The sequence below is a fragment of the Natrialbaceae archaeon AArc-T1-2 genome (assembly GCF_030273315.1).
In the GTDB taxonomy this organism is placed as follows: Archaea; Halobacteriota; Halobacteria; order Halobacteriales; family Natrialbaceae; genus Tc-Br11-E2g1.
In genome coordinates, this window is record NZ_CP127174.1 from 2,191,848 (window position 1) to 2,217,250 (window position 25,403).

The window sequence follows — 25,403 nt, forward strand, 5'->3', positions numbered from 1 at the left end:
AGTGAGCGATCCGTAGAATCACGAGCCGGAAACGGTCCGGACGTGTGCCACATACAAAGTTTGATTATTAATTGTGATGATATCCCACTCATGCAGTCCGAAACGACAATGTATACGCGCAGACGGTTCGGGGGACTCGTCGCGCTGGGTGCGGTGGCGCTGAGCGGCTGTATCGGCGACGACGACGAACCGGTAGAAGACGATGACGAGGAGGTAGACGACGAGGAGGTAGACGATGAGGTCGGCGTCGAGGACCAACCCGACGACGCCGCCGCGATGTTCGTGACGCCGGACGACGGCGACACGGTCGAGTCGCCGGTCGAGATCGAAGCCGAGGTCGAGGGGGTCGAACTCGCGCCGGCCGGCGAGGCCGTCGTGGGCGAGGGACACCTGCACGTGCTCGTCGACCAGGACTGTCTCGAGGACGGCGAGACCTTCCCCGGTCCGAGCGACGAGGCCGAAGAGGACGGCTTCTATCACTGGGGCGACGGCCAGTCCGAGGGAGAGATCGAACTCGAGCCCGGCGAGTACGACCTGTGTCTCCAGCTGGCCGACGGGCCACATCGCGCGTTCGGCGAGACCGACGAGATCACGATCACTGTCGAGGAGTGATACGGGTTGCTGTGCCGATGTCCCGGTGCAACCGCAGAACGGTCGCGGGTGCGCCGGGACAGGCGGACAACGGTCCGTATGAGAACGGCTCCCGGCACTGGAGGGTATCGAACCGAGCGTATAGGGTGACAGACGCCGAAGCTCCCGCTATGACACAGGTCCGGACCGTCCCTGCCTCACACGGGACCCGCCTCGAGGTCTCCCACGTCGTCGCCGAACCGCCGGCAGCCGCGTGGGACCTCCTCGTCGACACCCACCGCTGGCCCGACTGGGGCCCGACGATCACCGGCGTCGAGGCTACCGACCGGCGGATCCGGACCGGCACGACCGGCCGGATTCAGCTCGCCGCCGGCCCGTGGCTGCCGTTCGAGATCACCGACTGCGATCCCGAGGCCCGATCCTGGACGTGGAACGTCGCGTGCGTTCCCGCGACCTGCCACCGGGTCGAGACCCTGGGCGAGGAGCGCTGTCGGATCGTCTTCGAGCTCCCCACCGTCGCCGCGGGCTACGTCCCCGTCTGTCTGCGGGCCCTCGAGGCGCTCGCGGACTGTCTCGAGGAAGGTGTGTAACGAGTCAGGGCGGACGCTCCAGCGAGAATCGGTCGTCGGTCCGGGTGTACTGGCTCCCCGCCAGCCGCCCGATGGCGTCGACCTCGCCGACGTCGACCCGCCCGTCGGTCGTCACCGATTCGTCGAGGTGGACGTACCTGACGTCCCCGAGGACGAGCGTCGAGCCGCCGACGTCGATCAGCTCCCGGCGGGTACACTCGAGTGCCGCCGTCGCTCCGGCCACGCGCGGGACGTCGACGACGCTCGAGTCGGCTCGCTCGAGGTCGGCGTGGTCGAACTCGCTCTCGCCGGGAGGCAGCGTCGCGCTCGTCTCGTTCATCGCCTCCGCCAGTTCCTCGGTGACGAGGTTGAGGACGAACTCGCCGGTCGCACGGACGTTGCGCGGGGTGTCTTTCAGCCCGTCGGGGCCGTTGACGGGCGCGAACAGGACGACCGGTGGCTCGACCGACGCCACCGTAACGAAGCTGTACGGCGCGAGGTTGTCGACGCCGTCGGGGCTGTGAGAGCTCACCCAGCCGATCGGCCGGGGAACGATGAGACTCGAGAGCACGCGATACAGCGATCGCTCGCGGTCGTCGACGTCGATCGCGATCGCGTCGTCGGTCCCGGTCATCGGCTCGCCCCCGTCCCGTCGTCGTCGGGCCAGTCACCGGTGACCCGCATCCCGGTCGCCAGGTCCTCGGCCTCGAGGTCGGCCGCAATCGCGTCCCGGTCGCGTCGGTCGATCGTGACGTCCTCGCGGGCGAGGAAGACGACGAGATCGGTCAGGAGAATCGCCTGCTCGCGGAGGTCGCGGGGCTCGAGTTTCTCGAGCGTGTCCGCGGCCGTATGCCCCCAGCCGCGGCCGCGGTCATCCGACGTGCTCGTCACGTGATAGCCCGGGACGCCGTGGGCGACGAACGGCCAGTGGTCGCTGTGGGGGCTCTGTCGGGGCACCGTCTCGATCGGGTGGTCGTACCGGTCGGCGACCGTCTCGGCGGCGGCCTCGAGGTCGTCGAAGCCGTGGGTATAAAGCGACAGCGTCCGGTTCCCGACGACCCCGTCGTTGTTGACGACCGCCGCGATCGACGCGAGATCGACGGTCTCGGCGTGGTGGTGTGAGCCGACGAGGCCGACCTCCTCCGCGCCGTAGGCGACGAACTCGACGCGGGTCTCGAGGTCGTCCTCGCGGGCCGCGAGCGCGTTCGCGAGTTCGACGACCATGGCGGTGCCGGCGGCGTTGTCCAGTGCGCCCTCGGCGACGTCGTGGGCGTCGATGTGGCTCGTGACGAGTACTCGCTCGTTGGTGTCGGGGCCGAGTTCGGCGTGGACATTCTGGCTCTCTGCTGGCCCGATCTCGGCGTCGACGGCGACCGAGACGGGTTCGTCCTCGTAGCGACGACAGAGACGCGCACCGGTCTCGCTCGAGACGCCCACCGCCGGAATCTCGCCGATCGGGTGGTCGTCGGTGCCGACGCTGCCCGTCGGCGGCAGCTGTCCATCGACGTGATTTCGGTAGACGAAGCCGGCGGCCCCGTGCTCGACGGCGTGGTAGTACTTCTCCCGTCGGTGGAGATACCGATCGTAGTAGTCGGGGACGTCGCTGCGAACGACGACGATCGCCCCCTCGAGGTCGGCCGTCTCGAAGTCCGCGGGGAGGCCGTAGCCGAGATCGACGAGCGGTCCCGTGACCGTCTCGGCCGGGCTCCGTGGTAGGGCGATGCACTCGAGGCGGTCGTCGCCGGCGTCGATTTCGCTGTCGCCTCGCGTCCAGCCCTGGATCTCGACGGGCTCGAGGCGGGCGTTTCGCGCGCCGGCGTCGGCGAGGGCGTCGCGGGTCAGTTCCGCCGCCACACGCTCGCCCTCGCTGCCGGCCATACGGGTACCGACGTCGACGAGGTTTTCGAGGTGGCTCCAGCCGACGTCGCTCGTAAATACGTCACCGATCCAGGTGGCCATAGTCGTCCCTGTCGGTGGTAGCACCTAACCGTTCGGAAATCAGTGACGACGGAGACGCGTCTCGGCCGTCGAATGTGATATGAATGGTGGACCCCGCGATTGCCCGGCGTTCCGGTCGGGGGAATCCCGGTCGCGTTCTCCACCCCGCGACCCGTCGAGCGACAGGTGTCCGACGGTCCACTGCTCGCTTCCGCGCCTGATGGGCTGTCGCCGGTTAACCACGATGGGGTGTCCCTGCGGACGGCCACCGTGGACCGCTGTCCCCGACGGACGAGGCTTCCACGTTCGCTCCCGGGGCCCCGGCCGGTCTGACCGGACGCCCGCGGGCTTCGGTCCCCGCTAAAGGCCATAAGGCGGGTTGTGAGCAGGGCCTAGCTGCCCGACCTAGTCCAGTTTCTTCTAGTCGCCTCCCGCTTAAGGGCCTTTCGCCTTCGAAACCGGCACCCGGCGTGGGGGCGGACCGACATCAGAGCGGGGCGAAGCACCGTCTCCTCGGCCGGGAGGGAGTTTGCGAATTTATGACCGAGAGTATCGTACGCCCGCTATGGACCAGCGAGCGACAGTCGACGACGGCGAACGACGAACGCTGCAGGTACTTGCCGTCGTCGTCGGTGTCCTCGCCGTACTCGTCGTCTTACCGTATCTCACGTACGTCCTCGCGGCCGTCGTCCTCGCGTACGTCCTGTTCCCGCTCCAGCGGACGCTCGCACCCCGTCTCGGTCGGTCCGTCGCTGCACTCGTCGGACTCGTCGTCGCGACGATCGCGATCCTGGCTCCGATCACGGTCCTCGTAAGCGTCGCCGTCGAACAGGCACTCGAGCTCGCGGACGCACTCGCGGCCGGGGACGTCGACGTCGACGCCTTCGAGACACAGCTGGCCGAGTACGGCATCGACGTCGACGTCGAAGCGCTGTACTGGGCGCTCGAGGAGCCGATCGAGGCCGGCGCACGCGGACTCGCCGCCGATGCCCTGGGGATCGTCGGCGGACTGCCGGGCGTGTTGATCGGCGTGCTCGTGTTGTTGTTCGTGCTCTATTCGCTGTTGCGTGACGGCGACCGTCTCCTCGAGTGGACCACGTCGGTGATGCCGCTGCGCGAGGAGGTGCAAGCGGAACTGATCGACCGGCTCGACCGGCTCATGTACGCCTCGGTCGTCGCGAACGTCGCCGTCGCGGCCGTCCAGGCGATTCTGACGGTGATCGGGCTGGCGATCGTCGGAATTCCGGGCCTCGCGTTCTTTGGGATCCTCACGTTTTTGTTCGCGCTGTTGCCTCTCGTCGGCGCGTTCGCCGTCTGGGCACCGATCGCGATCTACCTGGCCGTCGTCGACCAGCTGCTCGCCGGCGCGTTCTTGCTCGTCTACGGGAGCCTGGTCAGCCTCTCCGATAACTTCCTCCGGCCGATTACCGTCGGTCGGGGCGCAGACCTCGACGCGGCGACCGTCATCGTCGGCATCTTCGGCGGCGTCGCCATCTTCGGCATCTTAGGCATCTTCTTCGGCCCCGTCATCCTCGGTGCGTCCAAGACGATCCTCGAAGTGTACGCGCGAGAACGGGACTCGACCCGCGAGCGCAGACACGAGCACGAGTACGAGCGTGAACGCGAACCCGGGACACTCGAGTCCGGGTCGCGTCCGGAGCCCGGACTCGTCGGCGTTCGACTGCGCGGCGGGGCGGAACGTCCATCGAGCGACACTCGAGAGGGGTGACCCGTCATCAGACGATCGGTTCGCTCTCGCCGTAGACCGCGATCACGACCGCCGCTGTGTACGTCCCCGACTCAGCGCGGGCCGTCTCGACGCGGATGCGGGGATCGCCAAGTTCCCACTCCCGAAGGTCGCTCCCGGCGGCGAGGCCCTCGAGGACGCGAGTCTCGACGTCGGCGGCGTCGATCTCGCCGGCGGCCTCGTAGAACAGTCCAGGGCCGTCCTCGACGGACTGCACCCAGCCGAGTGCCGCGCTGACGCTGCTCGGTCCCGCGGCCGTCGCCGCCGCCTCGACGACGGTCAGGCGGTTCCCGGCGGGGCCGAGGTCGGGCGCGGTGCCGACTGCCTCGACGTCGACGCCGGCGGGGATCACCGAGGAGACAGGGACGAGGTTGTAGTTCTCGATCCCCGCGTCGGCGAGTGCGGCGTCGTAGGCGGCCATCTCCGTCGGGGCCGTCGCCGCCCCCCAGACGACTCGAATCGTGCTCATGGCCGTCCGTCGGGGATCGGTGTCGTAAGGCCTTGCGATTCCGATGCCGGAGCCGGGCGCGACCGCCGGTTCGACAACCTTTAGCAGTCGCCGGACCCAAGCGAGGGCCATGAGTTCCGTCCCCGACCGCTCCGAGGTCGACCAGCAGTACAAGTGGGACCTCGAGAGCGTCTACGCGACCGACGACGACTGGGAGGCCGCCTCCGAAGAGGTCTCCGACCTGATCGAGGAGCTCGCCGCCTACGAAGGAACGGCGACCGAAGACGCCACGACCCTGCTCGAGGTGCTCGAACTGCGCGATTCGGTTATGCGAGAGGTCTCGACGGTCGCAGCTTACGCCCGGATGCGCCGCGACGAGGACACGACCAACCAGGAGGCCCAGGCGATGTTCGCACGCGCCCAGTCGCTCGTCACCGACGCCCAGTCTGCGGCGTCGTTTCTCGAGCCCGAACTCCAGTCGCTCTCCCGCGAGGAGTTCGACGAGTTCCGGACAGCCGAGCCCGACCTCGAGACCTACGACCACTACGTCGACGACGTCCTCCGGATGAAACCTCACACTCGCTCGAGCGAGGTCGAGGAACTGCTCGCGGACTTAAGCGAGGTGACGGGTGCGACGGGCGAGGTCTACACCATGCTTTCGAACGCCGACATGGCGTTTCCGACCGTCGAGGGCCCCGAGGGCGAGCCCGTCGAGATCACCCAGAGCAACGTCGTCACCCTCCTCAAGCGGCCCGACCGGGAGTTCCGCCAGCGCGTCTACGAGGGGTACTTCGACGAGTGGGCGTCGATGCGCAACACGGTCTCGACGACCTACGAGAAAAGCGTCACAGCCGACGTGAAACTGGCCCAAGCACGGAACTACGACACCGCCCGCGAGGCCGCCCTCGACGGCCCGAACGTGCCCGTCTCCGTCTACGACACCCTCGTCGAGACGGTCACCGACAACCTCGAGACGCTCCATCGCCACGCCGAACTCAAACGCGAGGCCCTCGAGGTCGACGAGCTCCGGATGTGGGACATCTACATGCCGCTGACCGGCGGCGAAGGCCCCGATGTCGAGTACAACGACGCCCGTGAGCACATCGTCGAGGCACTCGCCCCGCTCGGCGAGGCCTACCAGTCCCGCGTCGCCGAGGGACTCGACTCCCAGTGGGTCGACGTCTACGAGACCGACGGCAAGCAGTCCGGTGCCTACTCCGGCGGCACCTACGACACCCAGCCCTTTATCCTGATGAACTACCAGGACGACGTCTCCTCGATGTTCACGCTGGCTCACGAACTCGGCCACTCGATGCACTCCGAGCTGACGAAAGACGAACAGCCCTACGTCTACGCCGACTACGAGATCTTCGTCGCCGAGGTCGCGAGCACCGTCAACGAGGCCTTGCTCACCGAACACTTACTCGAGACCGTCGACGACGAGTCGTTCCGTCGTCACGTCCTGAACGAGTTCGTAGAGCGGGTGCGCTCGACGCTGTATCGCCAGACGCTGTTCGCCGAGTTCGAACACCGCGTCCACGAACTCGAGGAAGCGGGCGAGCCGCTGACTGCCGACCGCTTAGACCAACTCTACCGCGGGCTCAAAGACGCATACTACGAACCGGCCGTCCTCGACGACCGCATCGCCCGCGAGTGGATGCGGATCCCGCACTTCTATCGGGCCTTCTACGTCTACCAGTACGCCACCGGCATCTCGGCGGCGCTTGCCATCGTCGAGCGCATCCTCGAAGAGGGCGACGACGCCGCTGCCGACTACCGCGAGTTCCTCCGGCGCGGCTCCCGGGAGTACCCCCTCGAGCTCTTGCGGACCGCCGGCGTCGACATGAGCACGTCCGAGCCGATCGAACGCGCACTCGCGAGCTACGAGAGACGTCTCGAGGAGATGGCGTCGCTCACGTAGCGAGAACGGGGGAGGTTAGGCGGCGTACTCGACGGTCTCGACACGGACCGCCACCGACTCGCCGGTTCGGTCCTCGATCCGGTCTGCGACGTCGCTTGCGAACGCGTCGGAGTCGGCCTCGCCCTCTTCGGCGAGGACGATCGTCACCGTCCGCGGACCGGTAAACGGCGACAGATCCCCGTACTGAGTCTGGATCGAGACGGCACTGAGGTTCTCGTAGGCGGGGTCCTCGAGCGTCTCGTCCGTGGCACTCGCGACCGACCTGTCGACGGCGACCTGTTCGGCCGTGGCGACGCCGACCGAGAGCGTGAGTCCAACGACGACGATCGCGAGGATGCCGACGCTCACGAGCGACCGGTCGGTGGCTCGATTCCGGTCGGGACGCTCTTTCTGCCGGTAGCCGAACGACAGCAGGACGGCGAGGACGGCGAGGTTGATCAGGATCATCGTCACGACCAGCAAGGTCGCCGTCCCGATCGCGAGCGCCGGCTCGAGCCAGGCGATCGAGAGCCCGGTCGCAGCCGCCGTCGGGATCAACGCGGCGGCGATCATGACGCCGATGATCGAGGTCGGCCCCTTCGTCGTCAGCCCGATCCCGGCGGCTGCCCCGGCGGCCAGCCCGACGACCAGCGAGAGCGCGTTCGGAGCGAGCCGCACGCCGAACAGCTCGAGCGTGGACAGCTCGAGCGTGTCCGGGGTGAAGCCACCGAACCGGAACCCGAAACCGAGTACCGCCGCGGCCCCGACCGCGAGTCCGAGACCGTACAGCTGCATCCAGAGGCTGTCGACGATCATCTTCCGATCGCTCGTCACGAAACCGACGCTCGCGGTGAGCGCTGGCCCGATGATCGGCGCGATCACCATCGAGCCGACGACGATCGCTGGCGAGTCGAGCAACAACCCGGCGGTTGCGATCAGCGCGCTGCAGACCATCAACGCAACGTAGGACATCGTATCGCGGCTCAGGTCCCGCGCTTTGGTGCGTAACTCGACGCCAGTTAGGGGCTCGTACTCGCCCGCGTATCGCTCCTCGAGCAGCTCTGCGGTCTCGGTTACCGCCGTCTCGGTGCTCCCCACGATCGTGTACTCCCCCGTCTCTATCCCGCGCTCCTCGAGGGCATCGAGGACGTTCCCGACGGCGTTGCTCGGTACCGGAACCTCGAGTAACACCATCTCTCGATGGTCGCTCCTGTCCTCGAGCGAGAGCGTGACGAACGTCAGATCCGCGTCCGCGAGCACCTCGCGGGCCGCCTCGAGGTCGTCGCGGGCGACGGCGATCCGGAGGAGACGCACGGAACGTTCGAGAACGGGTATCGGGAAAAACCTCTGCCATGCGCTCGCCCGGGATTGTTCGGTGCCGGACGAAGGTTCGACGCTAGGGCAAGCGAACGACCGAGAGCCAGAACTCTTCGAGCGATCGGATCGCGTCGATGAACCCGTCGGGGTCGACGGGCTTTCTGAGGTAGGCGTTGGCACAGAGTTCGTACGACCTGACGACGTCGTCGTGTGCGTCCGAACTCGTCAGGACGATCACCGGAATCGTCTGAAGATTGGAATCGTTTCTGATCTCTTCGAGCACCTCCTCGCCGTTTTTTCGAGGGAGATTCAGATCGAGCAGAATAATCGCCGGACGCGGTGCGTCGACGTAGTCGCCGCGCTGGTGACAGAACTCGAGTGCGTCGACCCCATCCTCGACGACGTGTAAATTGTTCGCAATGCTCCCATCTTTGAACGCCTCCCGTGTGAGTCGGACGTCGCCGGGATTGTCTTCGACGAGAAGGATGTCAACCGGATCTGGCCCGTCTTGGCCGCTCATTGTGTTCACCTATCGCGGGGAGCGCAAATGAAAACGTCGTTCCCTCACCGGGCTCTGAGTCGACCCGGATCGTGCCGCCGTGACGTTCGACGATCCGCTGACAGAGCGCGAGGCCGATTCCCGTGCCGCTGGATTCGTGACGACTGTGTGCACGATGGAACAACTCGAAGACGCGATCCTGGTCGTCCGAATCGATCCCGATTCCCTCGTCGCGGACCGATACCGTCCACTCCGTGCCGTTCCGGGTTGCGGAGACGTGAATCCGTGGTGGATCGTCGCCGCTGTACTCGATGGCGTTTTCGAAGAGGTTCTGGAACAGCTGTCGGAGCTGGTTCGGGTCGCCGCTGACGCGTGGAAGCGACGCCGCCGTAATCGTCGCGTCGGTCTCGTCGATTTTGACCTGGAGGTCGTCGCGGACGTCCTCGAGGACGGCCTCCAGATCGACCGGCTCTAACGGATCGCCCTCCGTTTCCACCCGGGAGTACTCGAGCAGACCGTCGATCATCGACCGCATCCGGTCGGCCCCGTCGACGGCGAACGACAGGAACTCCGTGCCGTCCTCGTCGAGTTCGTCCTCGTAGCGTCGCTCGATGAGCTGGAGGTACGACGAGACCATCCGCAACGGCTCCTGTAAGTCGTGTGAGGCCGCGTACGCGAACTGCTCTAACCGCTCGTTCGACTCCTCGAGGTCGGCGACCAGCTGTTCGAGTTCCGTCTGGTACTGGTAGCGTTCGATCGTCTCCGCGAGTATGTTGGCGACGCTCTGGACGAACGTGACGTCCTGGTCGGTGAACGTTCGGCGGGCGGTGTCGTGCACGCCGAGGATCCCCCACGGTTCGTCGAACGGACCGACGACGATGCTGATGCCGCTTCGGACGTCGTGGCTCGTCAACAACTCGGGGCCGTCGAACCGCGTTTCCGTCTCGAGGTCCTCGACGACGATTGGACGGTCGTTTGCGAGCGTGTAGGCGGCCTGGGAATCCGCCTCGACGGCTGACACCGTCTCCTCTCCGACAAGACCGTCCGCCCAGCCGACGCCATGGCGAAGGAGGAGGTCGTCGCTTCCCGCCTCGAGGTCGAGCACTTTGCAGTGCTCGGCATCGAGGACGTCCGCCACCTGCCGGGTCGCGTCGTGCATGAGCTCGTCGAGATCGTCCGTTTCGAGCGCGAGCTGTCCGAGATCGGCGACGACCTGTTGCTGGCGGGCTCGCCGTCTCAAGTGTCGCTCGCGTTGCTTTCGACCGGAGACGTCGCGTCCGACCCCCGCAAGCACCGTCTCGCCCGCCGGGTTGTCGAGCGTCGAGGCGACGAACTCGTAAGGAACGTACTCGCCGTCTTTCGTGAACAGTTCCGCCTCGATCTGTATGTGTCCGGTTTCGAACCCCTCCGCGATCACGTCCTCGATCCGATCGCGTTCGTCCTCGTCGAAAAATCCCATGGCGCTCATCGACTCGATTTCTGCGTCCGTGTATCCCGTCACCTCGACGAGGCTCTCGTTCCAGCGCTGTAGCGTCCCGTCCGCCTCGAGCACGTAGAAGACGTCGGTCACGGCGTCGAGCACCTCGTCGGTGTACAGTTTGTAGCGTTCGAGGCGATCGACCGCGTCCTCTAGGGTCTCCTGTGTGTCGTGCAGCTCCCGGTTGCGCTGCTCGAGCTGGTGCGTTCTCGTCTTGGCTTTGCCGTCGTGGACGCCCACGGCAAAGCCCGCGGCGCTGCTTAGCGCCGTCAGGATCGGCACCGACGTCGCGGGATCCGAAACGCCGCCTTCGGGCTGGAGGTGATAGACGACGAGCACCGTCGTCATCGCGCCGAATCCGCCGAGACACCAGCTGGCGACGTCGGGATAGAACCGGTGGGCAACGCCGGAGCGCGACAGCCAGTAACCACTTCCTACGAGGATCCCGCCAGGAACGACGACCAGCAGGGTGACAACGAAAACGTTGCCGGCCGGTTCGCCCTGACTTAGCTGAGCGAAAGCGCGACCGACGGCAAGCATAATATACAGCCCGCCGAGAACGACGATGGTGCGTCTCGACCCGCCCGTGAGAGAAGCCGTTTCAACGAGTCCACTACCGCCTATCACGAGCGGGTCGATAATGTGCGTTACGTCTTATTATCTGGAGTCGAAGGTATGGGAAATAATAGTATTCTGGTTCAACGACCGACTCCCTCGACGTCTCTCACCCCGACCTCGAGGGAGTCGTTCGTGTATTCCGATCGCCGTCGACCCGACCCGACCCGATCCGACCCGATCCGCTCCCGACCTCGATTCTCAAGGCGTGACGACCGCCCGGCCCTCGATCTCGCCGTGCTCGAGCCGCTCGGCGACGGTGTTTATCTCCTCGAGATCGTACCGGTCGGTGTGTAACTCGACGTCGCCGCGTTCGACCAGCGCGACCAGTTCCTGGAGTTCGGTGTACTGACCCACGAGCGTTCCCCGGTAGGAGAACTCGCCGTCGACCAGCGCCTGGCAGGGTTCGTGGATGTGGCCGCCGTAGCCGATCACGTGGTGGTCGCCGCCGGCGGCGACGATCTCGGGTGCGTAGCCGGCCGTCTCGTCGGTGCCGACGAAGTCGAGCACCTGCTGGGCGCCCTCGTCGTCGGTGAGGTCGGCGATGACGTCGGGGAGGTCCTGCTCGCTCGAGTCGACGGTCTCGGTGACACCGAAGTTCTCGGCCAGTTCGAGGGCCTCGTCTTTGACGTCGACGGCGACGACGTCGGCGGCGCTCATCGCCTCGAGACACTGGATCCCGATGTGTCCGAGTCCACCGATGCCGATGGCGACGGCGGTGTCGCCGGGGTTCAGCTCGTCGACGGCCTTCTTGGCGGCGTGGTAGGCGGTGATGCCGGCGTCGGCGTGGGGGGCGATCTCGGTCGGGTCGACGCCATCGGGAAGCGGAATGACCGCCCGTTCGTTGGTCAGCAGGTACTCGGCGAAACCCCCGTCGGTGGTGAGCCCGTTGAAGGCCATGTTCTCGCAGTACATGTCCTCACCCAGCCGGCAGGGTCGACAGATACCACACGTTTGGACGGGGTGACAGATGACCGGGTCGCCCTCTTCGACGAGGGTGACTTCGTCGCCGATCTTGGCGACGATTCCCGCATTCTCGTGGCCCAGCGTCATCGGTAGCTCCTGTGGGGCGTAGTCGGTCCACATCCCCTCGATGATGTGGTTGTCCGTCTGGCACCAGCCCGCGCCCTCGACCTCGACGACGACGTCGTCGGACCGCTCGGCCGTCGGCCGGTCGACCTCGTCGATCGAGAGGGCGTCGCTCATGTCGTCGGTGTACTCGTGGAGTCTCGCGGCGTGCATGGGTCCACGTTGCGAGTCAACACACGGCAATAAAAATCCTCGCGCCCGGCAGGCCGTTCCCGCCGATTTCGCGGGGCGGTACGCCCGACCGGTCCCGATCAAGCCGTCGTTTCCTCGCGAGGCGACGGCGTCCTCGAGACGGCCACGAGTAACGTCGTATTGGTGGAATTGTACGGACTTGGCGAGGGTCACGCTCGCTGAGAGCCAGGGAAAGAGTGATGGACTATGGTGTGTATTCGCATGCCACAATGTACCACCAGAACGGCGAGGACGTGTTCGTCGTCGACGCACACGTCCACCTGTGGGATGCGACCGAAGAGAACATCACACACAACGGGGGCGAGGAGTTCATCCAGTGCTTCTATGACTACCACACAACGTTCACGCCGGAAGAGCGCGAGTGGGAGATGTCGGAGTATCGATACTATGGCCCCGATCGGATGGTCGAGGACCTCTTCGGCAACGCCGCCGCCGACATGGCCATCTTCCAGCCGACGTACCTCACCGATTTCTACGAGGAGGGGTTCAACACAACCGAACAAAACGCCGAACTCGCGACCGAGTATCCCGAGCGGTTCGTCCTCAACGGTACCTTCGATCCCCGGGACGGCGAGGAGGGCCTCGAGTACTTAGAGCAGCTCCACGACACCTACGACATCCCGGGCGTGAAACTGTACACCGCCGAGTGGCGAGACGACTCGAAGGGGTGGCGACTCGACGACGAGGAGGCCTTCGAGTTCTTAGAGAAGTGTGCCGAACTCGGCATCGAGAACATCCACCCGCACAAGGGGCCGACGATCCGGCCGCTGAACCGCGACGCCTTCGACGTGAAAGACGTCGACGATGCCGCGTCGTCGTTCCCCGAACTCAACTTTATCGTCGAACACGTCGGGCTTCCCAGGCTCGATGACTTCTGCTGGATCGCCGCCCAGGAGACCAACGTCTACGGCGGCCTCGCGGTCGCTGCGCCGTTCGCCCAGAATCGACCGGGCAAGTTCTCGGAGATCATGTCCGAACTGCTGTGGTGGCTCGGCGAGGACCGCCTGCTCTTTGGCTCGGACTACGCACTCTGGAACCCCGACTGGCTCGTCGAGGAAGTGATGGAGGCCGAACTCACCGCGGAACACCGCGCGGAGTACGGCGTCGAATGGGACGTGGAGACGAAAAAGAAGGTGATGGGCGAAAACGCCGCCGAACTGTACGACATCGACGTCGAGGAGAAGAAACGCCAGTTCCAAGAAGACGAAATCAGCACCGAGTTCGGACTCGAGGATCACTACGGCGAACCCGCGGCGGCCGACGACTGATGGCGGGACCGCGGCGAGACACGGTGCTCGAGGCCCTCGAGCCCGTAACGGACCCGGAGCTGGATCGCTCGATCGTCGAACTGGAGTACGTCGAGGAGATCGACGTCGACGGCGAGGCGGTGACGGTGACGATCACGCTCCCGACGGCGTGGTGTTCGCCGGCCTTTGCCTGGATGATGACCGTCGACGCCCGCGACGCACTCGAGGCGCTGCCGTCGGTCGAAACGGCGACGGTCGTCCTCGAAGATCACATGCACGAAACGGAGATCACCCGCGGCGTCAACGAGCGACGTTCCTTCGAAGAGACGTTTCCCGACGCCGACGGCGGCGTCGAGGCCGTCCGGGCGGAACTGGACCGCAAGGCCCGGATCGCCCGCCAGTACGACGCCGTCGAGGCGCTGCTCGAGGCCGGTCTCGAGCCGGCACAGGTCGTCGACCTCCGACTCGGTGACCTCGAGGGGATCGGCGACGGTGAGAAAGCGACGGTGTACCTCCACGACCGGGCCGTGGCAGTGACCGTCCCCGCAGCCCCGCTCGTGTCCTACCTCGAGAAAGCGCGCGAGACCGGCGTCGCCACGGACGCCGACGACGTGCTGTTCAGGACGCCCGAGGGAGAGGTCGTCGACCCCGGCGGGTTCGAGGTCGTCCACCGCCGGGGACGACTCGCGAAGGTGAACATGTCCGGTCAGGCCGGGATCTGTAGCGGCCTCCACGAAGCGAGACGTGGACGTCTCGAGGAATCCACCGGTGATTGAAAATCACCGACCGACGACCTCGACGTATCGCACCTCGACTTCGACGGATTCGTCAGTGTGCTGGTCGACCCGGTCGTGTATCCGTTCGGTGAGGTCGGGATACTGTTCGCCGGGTGGCCCACCGATCGTGACCACGACGCGCTCGGGACTCTGGAACGGGTAGTCGTCGCCGAGGGTGACCTGGAGGTCGATGAGCTGTAGCTCCTCGTCTTCCGCCTCGAGGAGGTCCTCGACGTCCTCGCGGGCGTCCTCCTCGAAGGTGCCGGCGAGATACGAGGTGTAGGTGATCCCGGCGAGAAACGCAGAGAGGATCAAGACGACGAGCGCGAGCGCGCCGATCTGTCGTCGAACCCGCCGCTGGGTCACGTCGAGGTCGAACAGGCTCTCGGGGCGATAGCCGGCGTACCACAGCGTGGCCAGCCCCGCGAGGTTGACCGAGAGCACGTTGACGAACACGAGTACCGTCGAGCCGATCGCGGCCGTCGGTTGGCCGAACGCGATCGCGATGCCCGCTGCTGCGGCGGGCGGGATGAGCGCCGCGGCGATCATGACGCCCACGAGCGCGACCGAGACGCCGGTCGAGATGCTCAGGATGCCGGCGACGCCAGCGCCCAGCGCGATCACGAGCGAGAGCAGATCCGGCGCGAGTCGCTCGGCGATCTCGTCGACGGCCGCGATGTTCATTCCGGGTGGGACGATGTTGCCCATCCTGACCAGCCACGCGAAGATGGCTGCGGAACCGATCGCGAGACAGACACCGAGTATCTGGTACTTCGCGCCGCGGTACAGCAGGTCCGGTTCGTCGAGCACCGTTCCGATGCCCGCCCCCAGTGCGGGACCGATCAGCGGCGCAATCACCATCGAGCCGACGACGACCGCCGGCGAGTCGAGCAACAGGCCGGCCGTGGCCACCAGCGCGCTGACGACCGTCAGCGTCACGTAGATGCCAAAGGTTGGCGTCAGGTCCTCGGCGTGTGTCTGCAGTTCCTGGCGCGAGATCCGATCCTCGCCGACGCTGCCCTCTGCGTACTCCTCGCGCAACGCCTCGAACTTCCGGGAGACGACCGTCTCGGCGTCGACGACGACCGTGTAGGAGTCCTCCCCGATTCCCTCGTCGTGGATCGCATCAAGCACCGACTCGACCGCCTGGGAGGGCAACGGAAAGTAGACGACCGCCGTGTACTCCCGGCCGCTCGTCTCGTCGGTGACGACGTAGTCGATGCCCTCGTCTTCGAGCACCTCGAGGATCGTCTCTCGTTTGCCCGTCGGAATCGTCAACTGTACGAGACGCACGGTCGAGGATGACGGAGGCGGGGGTCATAATTCCGGGGTTACGTGTGAGACGAGGTCGTCGACCGCTTGCCGCTCCGATCCGTCTCGCGGCCCTTATGCCGGCCGACGGCGTAGCCTCGGGCATGTTCGATACGCGCCCGGACCGCGAGGCGGAGGTCGTCCTCGTCGGCCGCTCGAACGTCGGCAAGTCGACGCTCATGCGGGAACTGACCGGTCACAGCTTCGACACCGGCGGGAAACCGGGCGTCACCCGCGAGCCGAATCACTACGACTGGACGGCCGAGGACTTCGTCATCACCGATCTGCCCGGCTTTGGCTTCATGAGCGGCGTCGAGGAGGGCCGTCGCGAACAGATCAAGACCGACATCGTCCACTACCTCGAGGCGTACGCCGAGAACGTCCTCGTCGCGATTCTCGTCGTCGACGGCAAGAGCGTGATCGACATCATCGACCGTCACTCCGGCCCCGAGGAAGTCCCCTACGACGTCGAGATGTTTCACTTCCTGCGAGACCTCGAGGTCCCCGTCGTCGTCGCGGTCAACAAGATGGACAAGGTCGACGACGAGGACGAGCGCCTGGACGAACTCTGTGAGCGACTCGGTCTCTACCCGCCGTGGCAACAGTGGCAAGACACCATCGCCCCCATCAGCGCCAAGCGTGGACAGATCGAACCCCTGACCGAGGCCGTACGAACGCACCTCCACGAGCAGAATCGGGACGATCTGTTCACGTTCTTCTAGCGTCTCTTCATCACACGACTCGGTTGTGCAACTCCTCGCCGGCCTCGAGTCGCTCGACGTTCTCGCGGACGAGCTCGCCGACATCGCGGTAGTAGTCTTTCGTGTAGGCCGCACAGTGAGGCGTGACGATCACTTCGTCTAGCTCCCACAGCGGCGAGGAATCGGGGAGTGGTTCGGTCTCGAAGACGTCCAGTGCCGCGCCCGCGATCGCGCCCGCCTCGAGGGCGTCGATCAACGCGGACTCGTCGACGACGTCGCCGCGACCGACGTTGACGACGTAGGCGTCCTCGCGCATCGCCTCGAAGACCTCGGCGTCGATCAGGTCGCGTGTCGTCTCAGAAAGCGGCAGCGTGACGACGACGAACGCGGCGTCGGCGACCGCCTCGAGCAACGCGTCGGTCGGGTAGACCTCCTCGAAGCCGGGGACGGGATCGCCGGAGCGACGGACGCCGGTCGTCCGGACGCCCAGCGAGCCGACGACCTCGGCGACGCCGCGTCCGAGCGTCCCGGTACCGACGACGCAGGCCGTCGTCCCGGGGAGCGTAAACGCCTCGTCCCATGCGGGGCGGTCCCAGGTCCGCTCGGTTTGATTCGTGACGTGGACGTGGAGCCGACGGGAAAAGGCAAGCAGGTAGCCTGCGACGGTCTCACCGACCGTCCGGCCGTGAATCCCCGTGCTGTTCGTGAGGACGGTGCCGTGTTCTTCGAACGCGTCGAACGGAAAGCGGTCGACGCCAGCCTGGATCGAGTGAACCCACTCGAGATCCCAGAATGCGTCGCGGTGCTCGAGGGTGACGACGGCGTCACAGTCGTCGATTCGGTCGTCGTCGATCACGCAGACGTCGACTGACAGGTCCGAAAGCTCTGTGACGAGCTGGTCGGGCGGAAAGACGGCTTCGACGGACTCGTGGACGCCCAGTCGCGACAGCTCGAGAGTCGGTGGCATACGCGTCGCTACGAACGAGTCGGGGTTCAATCTTCGGTCGAAGACGGGCGGCTCGGGTGAAAACCATCGTCACACGGGGCTCGGTGGGGGTAACTCTTCGTCATAGCCGCCCCACGTGGAAGTGAGACGCGAGGGGTTTTCGGTCTGTCGCTCGGGTACGACTCCGACGAGCGTGTCACAGTGATTAATGCCCCGCGTTCTATGGTTGCACCAGAACAAACAACCACCCTCTGTGGATAACACCATTCATGGGGGATTCTAGTGAGACGAGTCAACTGCCCCGCGCACGGTGGCGCGGGGCTTGTCAGTGTCAGTGAACTCCGCCTCTGCCGACCGTAGTTAGTCGGACGAGACAAATCCCCGGTTCGGCGTTGACGAGACGCGTCGCGTCTCGTTCGCACATCAGGTTTCGCAGAAACCTGAGGACGTCACCGTTCCTGACTTCAGGGCGAGTTGACTGTCGCCCGTCCGCCGAGACGACTGTAGGCCCCGACGGACAAACCGCCACCCAACATTCTTTGCACCCACGTAATCCGCATTCTGTGTTGCACCGCAGGATTCACACTCAAACTCCGCCTGTTGCACCCTATTCCCTTCGCTCGTATGCCCACACTCGGGACACCGACGACTCGTGTTCTTCGGACTGACAAGCTCGACACGAATCCCGTGGGCTTCAGCCTTGTACTCCACAAGGTCAACGAGTTGCCGGTGTGCCCACTGGTGGAACTCCTTGACAGGTGGCGCACGCTCTCGAATGTGCTTCAGGTTCTCGAAGGCGATGTATTCGCAGTCGTGTGTGCGTGCTTCTTCGAGAATCTGATTAGCGACCTGATGAAGTTGGTCACGGAGATACCGTGATTCTCTCCCACTCATCTGCTGGATCGTCCGATGGGCAGATTGTGTCCCAGTCTGCTGAAGGTTCCCACGGATCCGTTCGAACTCCCGGTGGCGGTGCCTGAGTTCTCTCCCCGATGCGAAGTACGCAGTGCTGGTGGTGGCGATGTTGACGATGCCGAGGTCAACGCCGAGAACTGTCCTGTCCTCGTCGTCATCCTGTTTTTCGACCTGCTTCTCGGGCTTCGGCTTGCGAAATCCGAGGTGGAGGTAGTAGTCACCACCACGTTTTGACAGCGTAGACTCCGTTACTTCCCACTCGTCATCGGTGAGGTATTCGTATTGATACCCGCCTTCTTCGTCGGGGAGGTTCAGGTCACACCGAATCCGCCCATCGACGGTGGAGAGCGATACAGACCCGTCATCAAACAGCGTCATCGTCCGGGTGTCGTATTTCACCGTGTTACTGGTAAACTCCGGTCGAGACGTTTTGTAGTGTTCGTCAAGGTCTTCGATTGCTTCGACACCATCGAGTGCGGCTGCGGCCTGATGGGTGGCGAGGATTGCGTGCTGGCTCCCGAGACGTGTTTCCTCCAACACCGTGTCGTAGGCGAGGTCCTGGAGGTAGGTTTTCCGCGTCTCACCAACGTCCCATCCGATGCGGCTACTGATGTTACAGGCAGTTTTCCACTCAGTGATGGTGGCGTCGAGCAAGTCCTGTTGCTCGTCGGTGAGGATGGGTCGGGTGATTGCGGTACGTCTCAGGTAGTCGTCTGCCACGAGTTTCAATAGATGATAGAGGTACTTAATGTTTCGTGGTATGTGGCGGCAAGTGTCGGCTTCAACCCCGCCCACGGTGTTGACGCAAATCGGAGATTTGCGAAAGCCGAAAACCGAAGGTTTTCGGAAGGGCGGGGAATCCGCCTTGGTTTTCTTTGAATTCTGTCTGAAGACCCTCTAACGTCTTCTCCCCCTCGTGAACGTCCTCTGGCACGTCTACGGTATCTTGTTGTGGATTGTGGACGAGTAAGGCGACGAGCAGTCTGCGGCGATGAACGTTCGATAACGCCTCGAAATACTCGTCCATACCCTCTGTTATTTTGAGCTACTCACGCATGTGTGTTGCGCCTTAACATACAGGTACTTTCCCTGTCCTGATCGGTCACTACCACGTAGATCGACTCTCAGTCGATGCCGCACTCGCGCTGAGTTCAGCACGACTTGCTTGAACTATTCAGCTTCTGTCAGGAGTGGCGTGACCGACTCAGAGCGTGTAGTCAGCACAACGACTCCATTTTTCAGGCATTTACCTTTGGATCACCGCTCAGTATGCGTCTCTATCACCGGTAGTCGAACGACGTCACGACATGGCGGAGACGGCGATCACCGAGAAGGTCGTTACGAAAGTCGCGGACCGAGAAGGCGTCCCCATGACCGAGCTCGGGCCACCGTTGTACCGGGCGATCAATCCGGCTGCGCTCGATGCGCTGGTTCGAAGCTTCGAGGACAAACAACGCGCCGGAAGCGTCGAGGTGGCGTTTGCGTACAACGGATACCGCGTCACCGTTCGCGACGATCGGACGGTTCGGATCGACGACGGTACGGACGACGATTCGCCCGAAACCGACGAGTAACGACCGGTTCGTTTTCTGGTTTGTATGGCGAGTACCATGCCAGCCTAAATGGTTTGGGATAACCGGGATGGCATCATCTCGTATATGGAAACCTAATGTCCACACTCGAGACGGACGTCGTCCACTCGTTGCTAGCCGACCGTCGTCGCCGGTATCTGCTGTGGATACTCCACGAGAGAGATGCCGTCGACGTCGAAGAGCTCTCGAGCCGAATCGCGACGCGAGAAGCGGAACCGACACAGCCGAATACGGACGACCGTCGGCAGCGGGTCGAGATCTCGTTGCACCACAATCACCTCCCGCGACTCGCCGACCACGGTGTAATCGAGTACGACGCGGAACGTGGTACCGTCTCGGCCACGTCACGTCTGGACGAGCTCGCGTCGACGATCGAACGGCCGGTCGCCGTGTCGGATTCGCAGGGCTCGTCCCCGCCGCTGTAACGACCGGGCTTAACACAGACGCTTCGCTGGCACGAGAACCCACTCGAGGTGGAATCGGACGCGATCGTCAGTACTCCGGGAGCCGATCCGATCGGTCGGAGCCGTCGACGAACGGCAGCGACGCTCTCCTCGCCGGTACCTCCTCGCCGTCGACGCGAACCGTTAGCTCGTCCGCATCGAGCCCCCACTCGACGATCGCGAGTGCGATCGGCGTCTCGAGCAGCGGACTCGCCTCGGCGCGGGTCACCTCGCCGACGCTCGCGTCGCCGTCGAAGACGGCGGCACCCGGTTCGGGGACCGCCTCGCTCTTGCACTCGAGTCCGATCAGCTGTCGGCTCGGCTGGCCCCGGTTTTCGACCCGGGAGACGACCTCCTGGCCGACGTAACAGCCCTTCTCGAAGTCCAGGGCGTTTCGCAGCCCCAGCACGTTTGGAATCGTCCCTTCGAGTTCGGTCACAAAAAGCGGCGAGCCGGCCTCGAGAGTGAGCGTGTCCCAGGTGCGATAGCCGAACGGAGCGGCGTTGAGTCCCTGCGTCTCGAGGGTATCGTAGACCGCGTCGGCGCTTTCGGCCGCACAGATCACCTCGTAGCTCTCCTCGCCAGTCAGGGCGTCAGTCCTGACGACGGTCACGCCGACGTCTCCCATCGAGCCACGGACGAACGAGTAGCGCCGGTCGGGGGAGGCCGCGCCGTTGAGGACGCTCGCGACCTTCTCGGTCGCCTGGGGGCCGTGGACGCCGAAGACTGCGAACTCGTCGGTCGCAACGTGGATCTCGACGTCCTGAATGAAGACTTTCTCCCGCCACTCGGTAGCGAGTTCTTCGGCCCGATCCGGAGGGGTGAAAAGCAAGAGCCGCTCGCCCGCGTTGTAGACGTACAACTCGAGTTCGATCCCTCCCTGGGGATCGAGAACGAGCGCGTAACACCCTTCGCCGTCCGCGTCGGGGACGCGGTTCGAGACGACGTTGTCGACGTACTCGCGGCGATCGTCGCCCTCGACGACGACCACGCCGTAGGCGGGTTCGAACAGCCCGACGCCGTTTCTGACGGCGCGGTGGGCTCGCTCGGGTCGTCCGTAGTGTTCGACGACTCGCCTCCCGTCTCGCTTGTCGAACGTCGCGCCGTGGTCGGCGTGGATAGACTCGATGACGGTCATGCTGTAGGCAAGACTCCGGACGGTATCAGGAGTTTCGATCGATGCGGCGACGGAGCGTCAAAACGGGATCCGTTCCCGGAGCCACTCGACCAGGGATTCGTCCTCGTCGGTAGCCGGCGCGTCTGGAATCACGCGCTCGTCGGGTTTGATCACCGTGCGCCCGTCGTTGGACTCGACTTCGATGAGGCCGTCGTCTTTCAGGCGCTCGAGTGCCGTCTCGAGATCGTCGATCTCCGTCGAGACGGCGGCCCGGAGTTCGAAGACGGTCATCCCGTCGTCCGCCCGATTCACGAGCGCGTCGAGTACCGCCACCTCGGTATCGCTGCGGTTTCGGTACTCACGCTTTGCTCTCATCCATGTGGGTATTCGACAAGCCAGGATTTGACGTTTATCGTTCCACTCTCGACAGCCGATACGTCCACGGCGGTACGACAGTCTTTTCTTCGATATGGTATGCGGTACGTTTTTGCCTTTGCGGGCGGGTGTAGTATTCAATGGGCCTGCGATGTTCGCTGCTCGGGCACGACTTCGGTGAGACCGAGGTCGAGCGCGAGCGCGACGAACAAGGCAGCGAGGTCGTGGTAACCGTCCGCGAGTACCAGGAGTGTACCCGGTGTTCCGAACGCCGCGTCGTCACCGAAAGCACCGAGGTAACGAGCACGACCCCGGAGTCGATCGACGCCGAGTTCGACGGCCCCGAAGCGACGGCCGTCGACACGCAGGGGGCCGATCCGGTCGGCGACGTCTCCGGGTCCGACCCGACGGTCGAGGCCGAGTCCAAGCCCGAGCACGCTGGCAATCTCGAAACCACCAGTGCCGAGGTGATCGACGACGGCGACGACACGGAGCAGGGGGCGACTCTCGAGACCCCGCCGTCCGACGGAGACGCGACGGACGACGATTCGATCCCAACCGACGAGAACGGCGAGCCGATCACCGACGACGCCGAAATCCTCGAGGACGAGCCGGATTCGCCCACGGACCGAGAACACGGCGAGTGGCCGAAATCAGACGACGTCGGCCCCCCGGTAGCGGAAGCCGAGCCGTCGACGTGGCCAGACGCCGACGCCGCACAAGAGTCGGGAGAGCGCGTGAATCCGGCGTCGTCGACGACTGCTGACGCCACCGGGTCGGCCGGCGAGGACGACGACGCCGTCTTCGTCGATGCCGACACCGACACCGTCGGCCGCGGCGATTCGGGCGTCGAGGACGACGCGGAATCGGGAACCGGCATTGCGAGTGCTCAATCCGCTCCAGCGCCCGGCGAAGCCGTCGTCCGTGGAGGCGATCCCACCGAATTCTTCTGTCCGGAGTGTTCGTTCGTCGCTCCCGAGGACCGCGCCTCGTTACGCGTCGGCGACATCTGTCCCGAGTGTCGGAACGGCTACCTCGGAGAACGTGACCGGCGCTGACGCAGCCGACACGGTTTGACGACGAGTTCACGAGCGAACCGTCAGCGACTCGGTGATCGACCGACAGACGGTATCGTACTCGCCGTATGCCCCATCGGGACTCGAGAGACGAGTAACCACACCCGAGAGCTATGAAAAGAGGTAAACACTCCCCCGTGTATCCAAAACCCATGAAAGAGTACAAGATGCGTCGCGGTGAATATCTTGAGGAACGGATTCCGGATATGGAATCGACAGTCGAGGAGTATTTCGGATCCATCACGGACACACAGGAGTACAAAGGAAGCGACCTCTACGTGATCGGAGAGCCGGACAATCCCGTCTTCGAGAGGATCGTCGTCGGGACCGTCGAATACTCCGGCAAGAAGGACAAACTCGGCGTCGAGTTCCATGAACGCGATCCCACGGAGCTTGGCCCCGACGAGCTCGAGGCCGCGGAGGATGCCGTCGATGCGAAAAACGACTTCTTGCTCGAGGCGACCGGCCGGGACGCGAAATCCCGTCGCGACTCGATGAAACGCGCCGTCGAGGACGACCCGGACCACGACCTCTGACCGTCGTCCGGACGTCTCGCGACGGCGAAATCGAACGCCGCCCGTCGGCATCACCTCGTATCGGGCTGCAACGTCGGCGTTCGCTCGCGGTTCGGGAGCCGGGGCAGTCCGAAACCGATTTGGGGGTGACGAAACAGCACTCGAGTAATGGACCTGCAGGCGTTTCTCGTAGCGACGCTGGCCGCACACGTCGGATTTGCAATCTTCGTGACCGCCCACGCCTACGTGACCGGCCGCGAGGCTGGTAACTGGCCGTACCTGACGCTGGCGATCGGACTGGCAGGAGTCGCGGGCTATTTCTTCTACGACCGCGACGAACCCGCGATCTAAGACGACTTAATGCTTACAGCGATAGCGAGGCGAAAGCCCATCGGCTTTAGCTATTGACCTCCTCCTCCGCGTGAACGCGGAGGAATCCCACCACGGGATTTCAGGCCGAGTGTAGCGGCCTGTTAACCCTGTCAGAAAATATATCCCAAGTAGCTAGGAATGTCACTTATTGCTGTCGGTAGTGTCTCAACACACGCTCCCGTCGTGGGAGCAGGCACCTGGCCTCCCCCACCACAGGCCGAACCCCTCCCCACCCCAAACCCAACCCCATCGAGTCTCTCTTTCCGACACACCCCGTCGCCACGAGGCTGCCGGGGAGACGACAGACGGTTTATACCCTCTCGCGAGAACCCTCGAGTATGGCCGCTACGACCCACCGGTGTATCTGTGGGGCGACGCTTCGGTTTCGACAGGACCTTCGGAAAGAACAGCAGGGAATTTATCCGACCTGGAAGTGCAAAGACTGTGGGACGCCGGTCCCCGGCAAGATTGCAGAGAAACTCAGACACCAACACCCATCCTAGTGCGTCGACTACCGCAAGTCGCGGCCGGATCGCAAGAGCAACGACTCACAGAGCGCGTCGACGCCGTTCGTGTTGCGGAGCCGACGCTGTTTGCTCGCGCCGCTTTCTCGCTCGTAGACCGTTTTGATGCCGTCGATCCCGAGTCGTTCACACTCCCGATCGACGAGGTCGCCGAGTTCGACGGTGCTCTCACAGTCCTGGTCGATGAACGTCGCGTCGTGGCCGTACCGGATCGCCCGCCACTTGTTCTCGTCGAGTAACTCCCGGCGGTGTTCGTGACTCGAGGCTCCGTCCTCGTAGGCCTCTGCCAGCGCCTCGACGAGTGCGTGTGAGTATTCGACGAAGGCCATCACGACGTCGGGATCTGCCTGGCCGTCGGGAGTGCGGATCTCGACGGAACCGTGTCCGGTGTGTGGCCGGACGTCGTACCAGAGTTCGCCCCGGTCGCCGATCGCACCGGTCTCGAGCATCCGTCGTTCGAAGCGATCGAACGCCTCGTAGTCCTCGAAGTACGTCGGCATCCCGGTGTTGGGCAGCCCCTCGAAGATCTTCGCGCGGGCGGAGGCGAGGCCGGTGTCGAAGCCGTTCCAGTACGGGGAGTTCACAGACAGCGCGAGCATGACGGGGACGTACCAGCGCAACTCGTTTGCGATCCAGACCGCCTTGTCCGCGTCGTCGACCCCGACGTGGACGTGCAACCCAGCCGTCGTGTTTCGGTGTTGGGGGTACTGGATGCGCTCGAGTTGTGAGCGATAGCGGGGTTTCTCGGCGTGTTCGAGCTCGCGCCACGTCGCCAGCGGGTGGAGGCCGGCGGCGGCGATCTCGAAGCCGTGCTCGCGGGCGTGGTCGACGAGCGCCCGCCGAATCGAGAGGAGCGCGTCTCGAGCCTCCTCCGGCGCTTCGATCAGCGGCGTCTGAGTCTCGATGACGAACTTGAACAGTTCGTGGTCGAGTCGACCCTCGAGGATTTCGGGCGGATCGTGTTCGTAGACGAGTTCGTCGGTGCCGCTTGTCGGACGGCCGCGTTCGTCGACGACGAAACACTCCTCTTCGATTCCCAGCGTGCCCATCCGCGTGAACGATTCCGGCGACCCGCGTTCCATCGTGTCGCCGTTTCGGGCGAGACGGTAAA

The 25,403-nt window shown here is 64.6% G+C and carries 26 protein-coding genes and 1 other RNA gene; 13 read left to right on the plus strand and 14 right to left on the minus strand.

What is annotated here, in order from left to right; genetic code table 11:
* The first annotated feature begins 108 nt into the window (after positions 1 to 108).
* Together QQ977_RS11235 and QQ977_RS11240 are read left to right on the plus strand one after the other, a co-directional pair.
* The gene (locus tag QQ977_RS11235; protein ID WP_285925844.1) at positions 109 to 612 is read left to right on the plus strand and encodes a DUF4399 domain-containing protein; all 504 of its coding nucleotides are present in this window, start codon (positions 109 to 111) and stop codon (positions 610 to 612) included.
* Between the two features lie 149 nt (positions 613 to 761).
* Positions 762 to 1,181 carry an SRPBCC family protein gene (locus QQ977_RS11240; RefSeq protein WP_285925845.1) on the plus strand — a complete coding sequence of 140 codons (420 nt, stop codon included), beginning with the start codon at positions 762 to 764 and terminating at the stop codon, positions 1,179 to 1,181.
* A gap of 4 nt (positions 1,182 to 1,185) precedes the next feature.
* Here QQ977_RS11240 and QQ977_RS11245 read toward each other — a convergent pair whose 3' ends face one another.
* From QQ977_RS11245 to ffs, 3 genes are all read right to left on the minus strand, one after another.
* On the minus strand, positions 1,186 to 1,794 hold the full coding sequence (locus QQ977_RS11245) for a flavin reductase family protein (protein ID WP_285925846.1): 609 nt from the start codon (positions 1,792 to 1,794) through the stop codon (positions 1,186 to 1,188).
* Entirely contained in the window at positions 1,791 to 3,119 is a 1,329-nt protein-coding gene (locus tag QQ977_RS11250; RefSeq protein WP_285925847.1) for a M28 family peptidase, read from the minus strand. The genes QQ977_RS11245 and QQ977_RS11250 overlap by 4 nt, the downstream gene beginning before the upstream one ends.
* Positions 3,120 to 3,203: 84 nt before the next feature.
* Positions 3,204 to 3,514: signal recognition particle sRNA (ffs, locus tag QQ977_RS11255), an RNA gene on the minus strand.
* Positions 3,515 to 3,663: 149 nt separating this feature from the next.
* Between ffs and QQ977_RS11260 the strand changes: the two genes are divergently transcribed.
* Complete coding sequence (locus QQ977_RS11260) at positions 3,664 to 4,827, plus strand: AI-2E family transporter (RefSeq protein WP_285925848.1); 1,164 nt, start codon at positions 3,664 to 3,666, stop codon at positions 4,825 to 4,827.
* A 7-nt stretch (positions 4,828 to 4,834) separates the two neighbouring features.
* Here QQ977_RS11260 and QQ977_RS11265 read toward each other — a convergent pair whose 3' ends face one another.
* Complete coding sequence (locus QQ977_RS11265) at positions 4,835 to 5,314, minus strand: pyruvoyl-dependent arginine decarboxylase (protein ID WP_285925849.1); 480 nt, start codon at positions 5,312 to 5,314, stop codon at positions 4,835 to 4,837.
* Between the two features lie 109 nt (positions 5,315 to 5,423).
* On the opposite strand from QQ977_RS11265, the gene pepF reads away from it, so the two are divergent.
* A complete protein-coding gene (gene pepF / locus QQ977_RS11270; RefSeq protein ID WP_285925850.1) occupies positions 5,424 to 7,214 on the plus strand; it encodes an oligoendopeptidase F in 1,791 nt (596 codons plus the stop codon).
* Positions 7,215 to 7,229: 15 nt separating this feature from the next.
* Here pepF and QQ977_RS11275 read toward each other — a convergent pair whose 3' ends face one another.
* The 4 genes from QQ977_RS11275 to QQ977_RS11290 form a co-directional block, all read right to left on the minus strand.
* Positions 7,230 to 8,507, minus strand: a complete 1,278-nt coding sequence (locus QQ977_RS11275) for a DUF389 domain-containing protein (RefSeq protein WP_285925851.1) — start codon at positions 8,505 to 8,507, stop codon at positions 7,230 to 7,232.
* Between the two features lie 82 nt (positions 8,508 to 8,589).
* Entirely contained in the window at positions 8,590 to 9,030 is a 441-nt protein-coding gene (locus tag QQ977_RS11280; protein WP_285925852.1) for a response regulator, read from the minus strand.
* The gene (locus QQ977_RS11285) at positions 8,999 to 11,026 is read right to left on the minus strand and encodes a sensor histidine kinase (RefSeq protein WP_285925853.1); all 2,028 of its coding nucleotides are present in this window, start codon (positions 11,024 to 11,026) and stop codon (positions 8,999 to 9,001) included. Before QQ977_RS11285 ends, QQ977_RS11280 begins: the two co-directional genes overlap by 32 nt.
* A 276-nt stretch (positions 11,027 to 11,302) precedes the next feature.
* Positions 11,303 to 12,343: an NAD(P)-dependent alcohol dehydrogenase gene (locus QQ977_RS11290; protein WP_285925854.1), complete on the minus strand. Its 1,041-nt coding sequence runs from the start codon at positions 12,341 to 12,343 to the stop codon at positions 11,303 to 11,305.
* A gap of 248 nt (positions 12,344 to 12,591) precedes the next feature.
* Here QQ977_RS11290 and QQ977_RS11295 point away from each other — a divergent pair, with 248 nt between their 5' ends.
* Positions 12,592 to 13,650 carry an amidohydrolase family protein gene (locus QQ977_RS11295; RefSeq protein WP_285925855.1) on the plus strand — a complete coding sequence of 353 codons (1,059 nt, stop codon included), beginning with the start codon at positions 12,592 to 12,594 and terminating at the stop codon, positions 13,648 to 13,650.
* Positions 13,650 to 14,405, plus strand: coding sequence for an iron-sulfur cluster assembly protein (locus tag QQ977_RS11300; RefSeq protein ID WP_285925856.1), 756 nt, complete (start codon positions 13,650 to 13,652; stop codon positions 14,403 to 14,405). Before QQ977_RS11295 ends, QQ977_RS11300 begins: the two co-directional genes overlap by 1 nt.
* A 3-nt stretch (positions 14,406 to 14,408) precedes the next feature.
* On the opposite strand, the gene QQ977_RS11305 is transcribed toward QQ977_RS11300, so the two are convergent.
* Entirely contained in the window at positions 14,409 to 15,698 is a 1,290-nt protein-coding gene (locus QQ977_RS11305) for a TIGR00341 family protein (RefSeq protein WP_285925857.1), read from the minus strand.
* Positions 15,699 to 15,820: 122 nt separating this feature from the next.
* On the opposite strand from QQ977_RS11305, the gene engB reads away from it, so the two are divergent.
* On the plus strand, positions 15,821 to 16,438 hold the full coding sequence (gene engB, locus QQ977_RS11310; protein ID WP_285925858.1) for a GTP-binding protein EngB: 618 nt from the start codon (positions 15,821 to 15,823) through the stop codon (positions 16,436 to 16,438).
* A 10-nt stretch (positions 16,439 to 16,448) separates the two neighbouring features.
* On the opposite strand, the gene ddh is transcribed toward engB, so the two are convergent.
* Together ddh and QQ977_RS11320 are read right to left on the minus strand one after the other, a co-directional pair.
* Entirely contained in the window at positions 16,449 to 17,384 is a 936-nt protein-coding gene (gene ddh / locus QQ977_RS11315) for a D-2-hydroxyacid dehydrogenase (protein WP_285925859.1), read from the minus strand.
* A 402-nt stretch (positions 17,385 to 17,786) separates the two neighbouring features.
* The gene (locus QQ977_RS11320; protein ID WP_285925860.1) at positions 17,787 to 18,998 is read right to left on the minus strand and encodes an RNA-guided endonuclease InsQ/TnpB family protein; all 1,212 of its coding nucleotides are present in this window, start codon (positions 18,996 to 18,998) and stop codon (positions 17,787 to 17,789) included.
* A 587-nt stretch (positions 18,999 to 19,585) separates the two neighbouring features.
* On the opposite strand from QQ977_RS11320, the gene QQ977_RS11325 reads away from it, so the two are divergent.
* Together QQ977_RS11325 and QQ977_RS11330 are read left to right on the plus strand one after the other, a co-directional pair.
* On the plus strand, positions 19,586 to 19,852 hold the full coding sequence (locus QQ977_RS11325; protein WP_285925861.1) for a HalOD1 output domain-containing protein: 267 nt from the start codon (positions 19,586 to 19,588) through the stop codon (positions 19,850 to 19,852).
* Positions 19,853 to 19,947: 95 nt separating this feature from the next.
* Positions 19,948 to 20,295 (plus strand): DUF7344 domain-containing protein, encoded by a 348-nt coding sequence (locus tag QQ977_RS11330; protein ID WP_285925862.1) that lies wholly within the window; start codon positions 19,948 to 19,950, stop codon positions 20,293 to 20,295.
* Between the two features lie 67 nt (positions 20,296 to 20,362).
* On the opposite strand, the gene QQ977_RS11335 is transcribed toward QQ977_RS11330, so the two are convergent.
* Together QQ977_RS11335 and QQ977_RS11340 are read right to left on the minus strand one after the other, a co-directional pair.
* Complete coding sequence (locus QQ977_RS11335; protein WP_285925863.1) at positions 20,363 to 21,451, minus strand: aminomethyltransferase family protein; 1,089 nt, start codon at positions 21,449 to 21,451, stop codon at positions 20,363 to 20,365.
* 57 nt (positions 21,452 to 21,508) lie between these two features.
* Positions 21,509 to 21,805, minus strand: a complete 297-nt coding sequence (locus QQ977_RS11340) for a DUF6432 family protein (protein WP_285925864.1) — start codon at positions 21,803 to 21,805, stop codon at positions 21,509 to 21,511.
* Between the two features lie 140 nt (positions 21,806 to 21,945).
* Between QQ977_RS11340 and QQ977_RS11345 the strand changes: the two genes are divergently transcribed.
* From QQ977_RS11345 to QQ977_RS11360, 4 genes are all read left to right on the plus strand, one after another.
* Positions 21,946 to 22,863 (plus strand): DUF7093 family protein, encoded by a 918-nt coding sequence (locus QQ977_RS11345; RefSeq protein ID WP_285925865.1) that lies wholly within the window; start codon positions 21,946 to 21,948, stop codon positions 22,861 to 22,863.
* Between the two features lie 170 nt (positions 22,864 to 23,033).
* The gene (locus QQ977_RS11350) at positions 23,034 to 23,417 is read left to right on the plus strand and encodes a DUF5611 family protein (RefSeq protein ID WP_285925866.1); all 384 of its coding nucleotides are present in this window, start codon (positions 23,034 to 23,036) and stop codon (positions 23,415 to 23,417) included.
* Positions 23,418 to 23,564: 147 nt separating this feature from the next.
* Positions 23,565 to 23,747 (plus strand): hypothetical protein, encoded by a 183-nt coding sequence (locus QQ977_RS11355; RefSeq protein ID WP_285925867.1) that lies wholly within the window; start codon positions 23,565 to 23,567, stop codon positions 23,745 to 23,747.
* Between the two features lie 359 nt (positions 23,748 to 24,106).
* Positions 24,107 to 24,271: a hypothetical protein gene (locus QQ977_RS11360; protein ID WP_285925868.1), complete on the plus strand. Its 165-nt coding sequence runs from the start codon at positions 24,107 to 24,109 to the stop codon at positions 24,269 to 24,271.
* 8 nt (positions 24,272 to 24,279) lie between these two features.
* Here the strand turns inward: QQ977_RS11360 and QQ977_RS11365 are convergent, their stop codons facing one another.
* Positions 24,280 to 25,374, minus strand: a complete 1,095-nt coding sequence (locus QQ977_RS11365; protein WP_285925869.1) for a glutamate--cysteine ligase — start codon at positions 25,372 to 25,374, stop codon at positions 24,280 to 24,282.
* Between the last annotated feature and the right edge of the window lie 29 nt (positions 25,375 to 25,403).

What these genes read in the sequence shown, in the direction of transcription:
- QQ977_RS11235 (WP_285925844.1), top strand. Translation starts at nt 109, where the DNA reads ATGTATACGCGCAGACGGTTCGGGGGACTCGTCGCGCTGGGTGCGGTG.
- QQ977_RS11240 (WP_285925845.1), top strand. Translation starts at nt 762, where the DNA reads ATGACACAGGTCCGGACCGTCCCTGCCTCACACGGGACCCGCCTCGAG.
- QQ977_RS11245 (WP_285925846.1), bottom strand. Translation starts at nt 1,794, where the DNA reads ATGACCGGGACCGACGACGCGATCGCGATCGACGTCGACGACCGCGAG.
- QQ977_RS11250 (WP_285925847.1), bottom strand. Translation starts at nt 3,119, where the DNA reads ATGGCCACCTGGATCGGTGACGTATTTACGAGCGACGTCGGCTGGAGC.
- QQ977_RS11260 (WP_285925848.1), top strand. Translation starts at nt 3,664, where the DNA reads ATGGACCAGCGAGCGACAGTCGACGACGGCGAACGACGAACGCTGCAG.
- QQ977_RS11265 (WP_285925849.1), bottom strand. Translation starts at nt 5,314, where the DNA reads ATGAGCACGATTCGAGTCGTCTGGGGGGCGGCGACGGCCCCGACGGAG.
- pepF (WP_285925850.1), top strand. Translation starts at nt 5,424, where the DNA reads ATGAGTTCCGTCCCCGACCGCTCCGAGGTCGACCAGCAGTACAAGTGG.
- QQ977_RS11280 (WP_285925852.1), bottom strand. Translation starts at nt 9,030, where the DNA reads ATGAGCGGCCAAGACGGGCCAGATCCGGTTGACATCCTTCTCGTCGAA.
- QQ977_RS11285 (WP_285925853.1), bottom strand. Translation starts at nt 11,026, where the DNA reads ATGCTTGCCGTCGGTCGCGCTTTCGCTCAGCTAAGTCAGGGCGAACCG.
- QQ977_RS11290 (WP_285925854.1), bottom strand. Translation starts at nt 12,343, where the DNA reads ATGCACGCCGCGAGACTCCACGAGTACACCGACGACATGAGCGACGCC.
- QQ977_RS11295 (WP_285925855.1), top strand. Translation starts at nt 12,592, where the DNA reads ATGTACCACCAGAACGGCGAGGACGTGTTCGTCGTCGACGCACACGTC.
- QQ977_RS11300 (WP_285925856.1), top strand. Translation starts at nt 13,650, where the DNA reads ATGGCGGGACCGCGGCGAGACACGGTGCTCGAGGCCCTCGAGCCCGTA.
- engB (WP_285925858.1), top strand. Translation starts at nt 15,821, where the DNA reads ATGTTCGATACGCGCCCGGACCGCGAGGCGGAGGTCGTCCTCGTCGGC.
- ddh (WP_285925859.1), bottom strand. Translation starts at nt 17,384, where the DNA reads ATGCCACCGACTCTCGAGCTGTCGCGACTGGGCGTCCACGAGTCCGTC.
- QQ977_RS11325 (WP_285925861.1), top strand. Translation starts at nt 19,586, where the DNA reads ATGGCGGAGACGGCGATCACCGAGAAGGTCGTTACGAAAGTCGCGGAC.
- QQ977_RS11330 (WP_285925862.1), top strand. Translation starts at nt 19,948, where the DNA reads ATGTCCACACTCGAGACGGACGTCGTCCACTCGTTGCTAGCCGACCGT.
- QQ977_RS11335 (WP_285925863.1), bottom strand. Translation starts at nt 21,451, where the DNA reads ATGACCGTCATCGAGTCTATCCACGCCGACCACGGCGCGACGTTCGAC.
- QQ977_RS11340 (WP_285925864.1), bottom strand. Translation starts at nt 21,805, where the DNA reads ATGAGAGCAAAGCGTGAGTACCGAAACCGCAGCGATACCGAGGTGGCG.
- QQ977_RS11345 (WP_285925865.1), top strand. Translation starts at nt 21,946, where the DNA reads ATGGGCCTGCGATGTTCGCTGCTCGGGCACGACTTCGGTGAGACCGAG.
- QQ977_RS11350 (WP_285925866.1), top strand. Translation starts at nt 23,034, where the DNA reads ATGAAAGAGTACAAGATGCGTCGCGGTGAATATCTTGAGGAACGGATT.
- QQ977_RS11355 (WP_285925867.1), top strand. Translation starts at nt 23,565, where the DNA reads ATGGACCTGCAGGCGTTTCTCGTAGCGACGCTGGCCGCACACGTCGGA.
- QQ977_RS11360 (WP_285925868.1), top strand. Translation starts at nt 24,107, where the DNA reads ATGGCCGCTACGACCCACCGGTGTATCTGTGGGGCGACGCTTCGGTTT.
- QQ977_RS11365 (WP_285925869.1), bottom strand. Translation starts at nt 25,374, where the DNA reads ATGGAACGCGGGTCGCCGGAATCGTTCACGCGGATGGGCACGCTGGGA.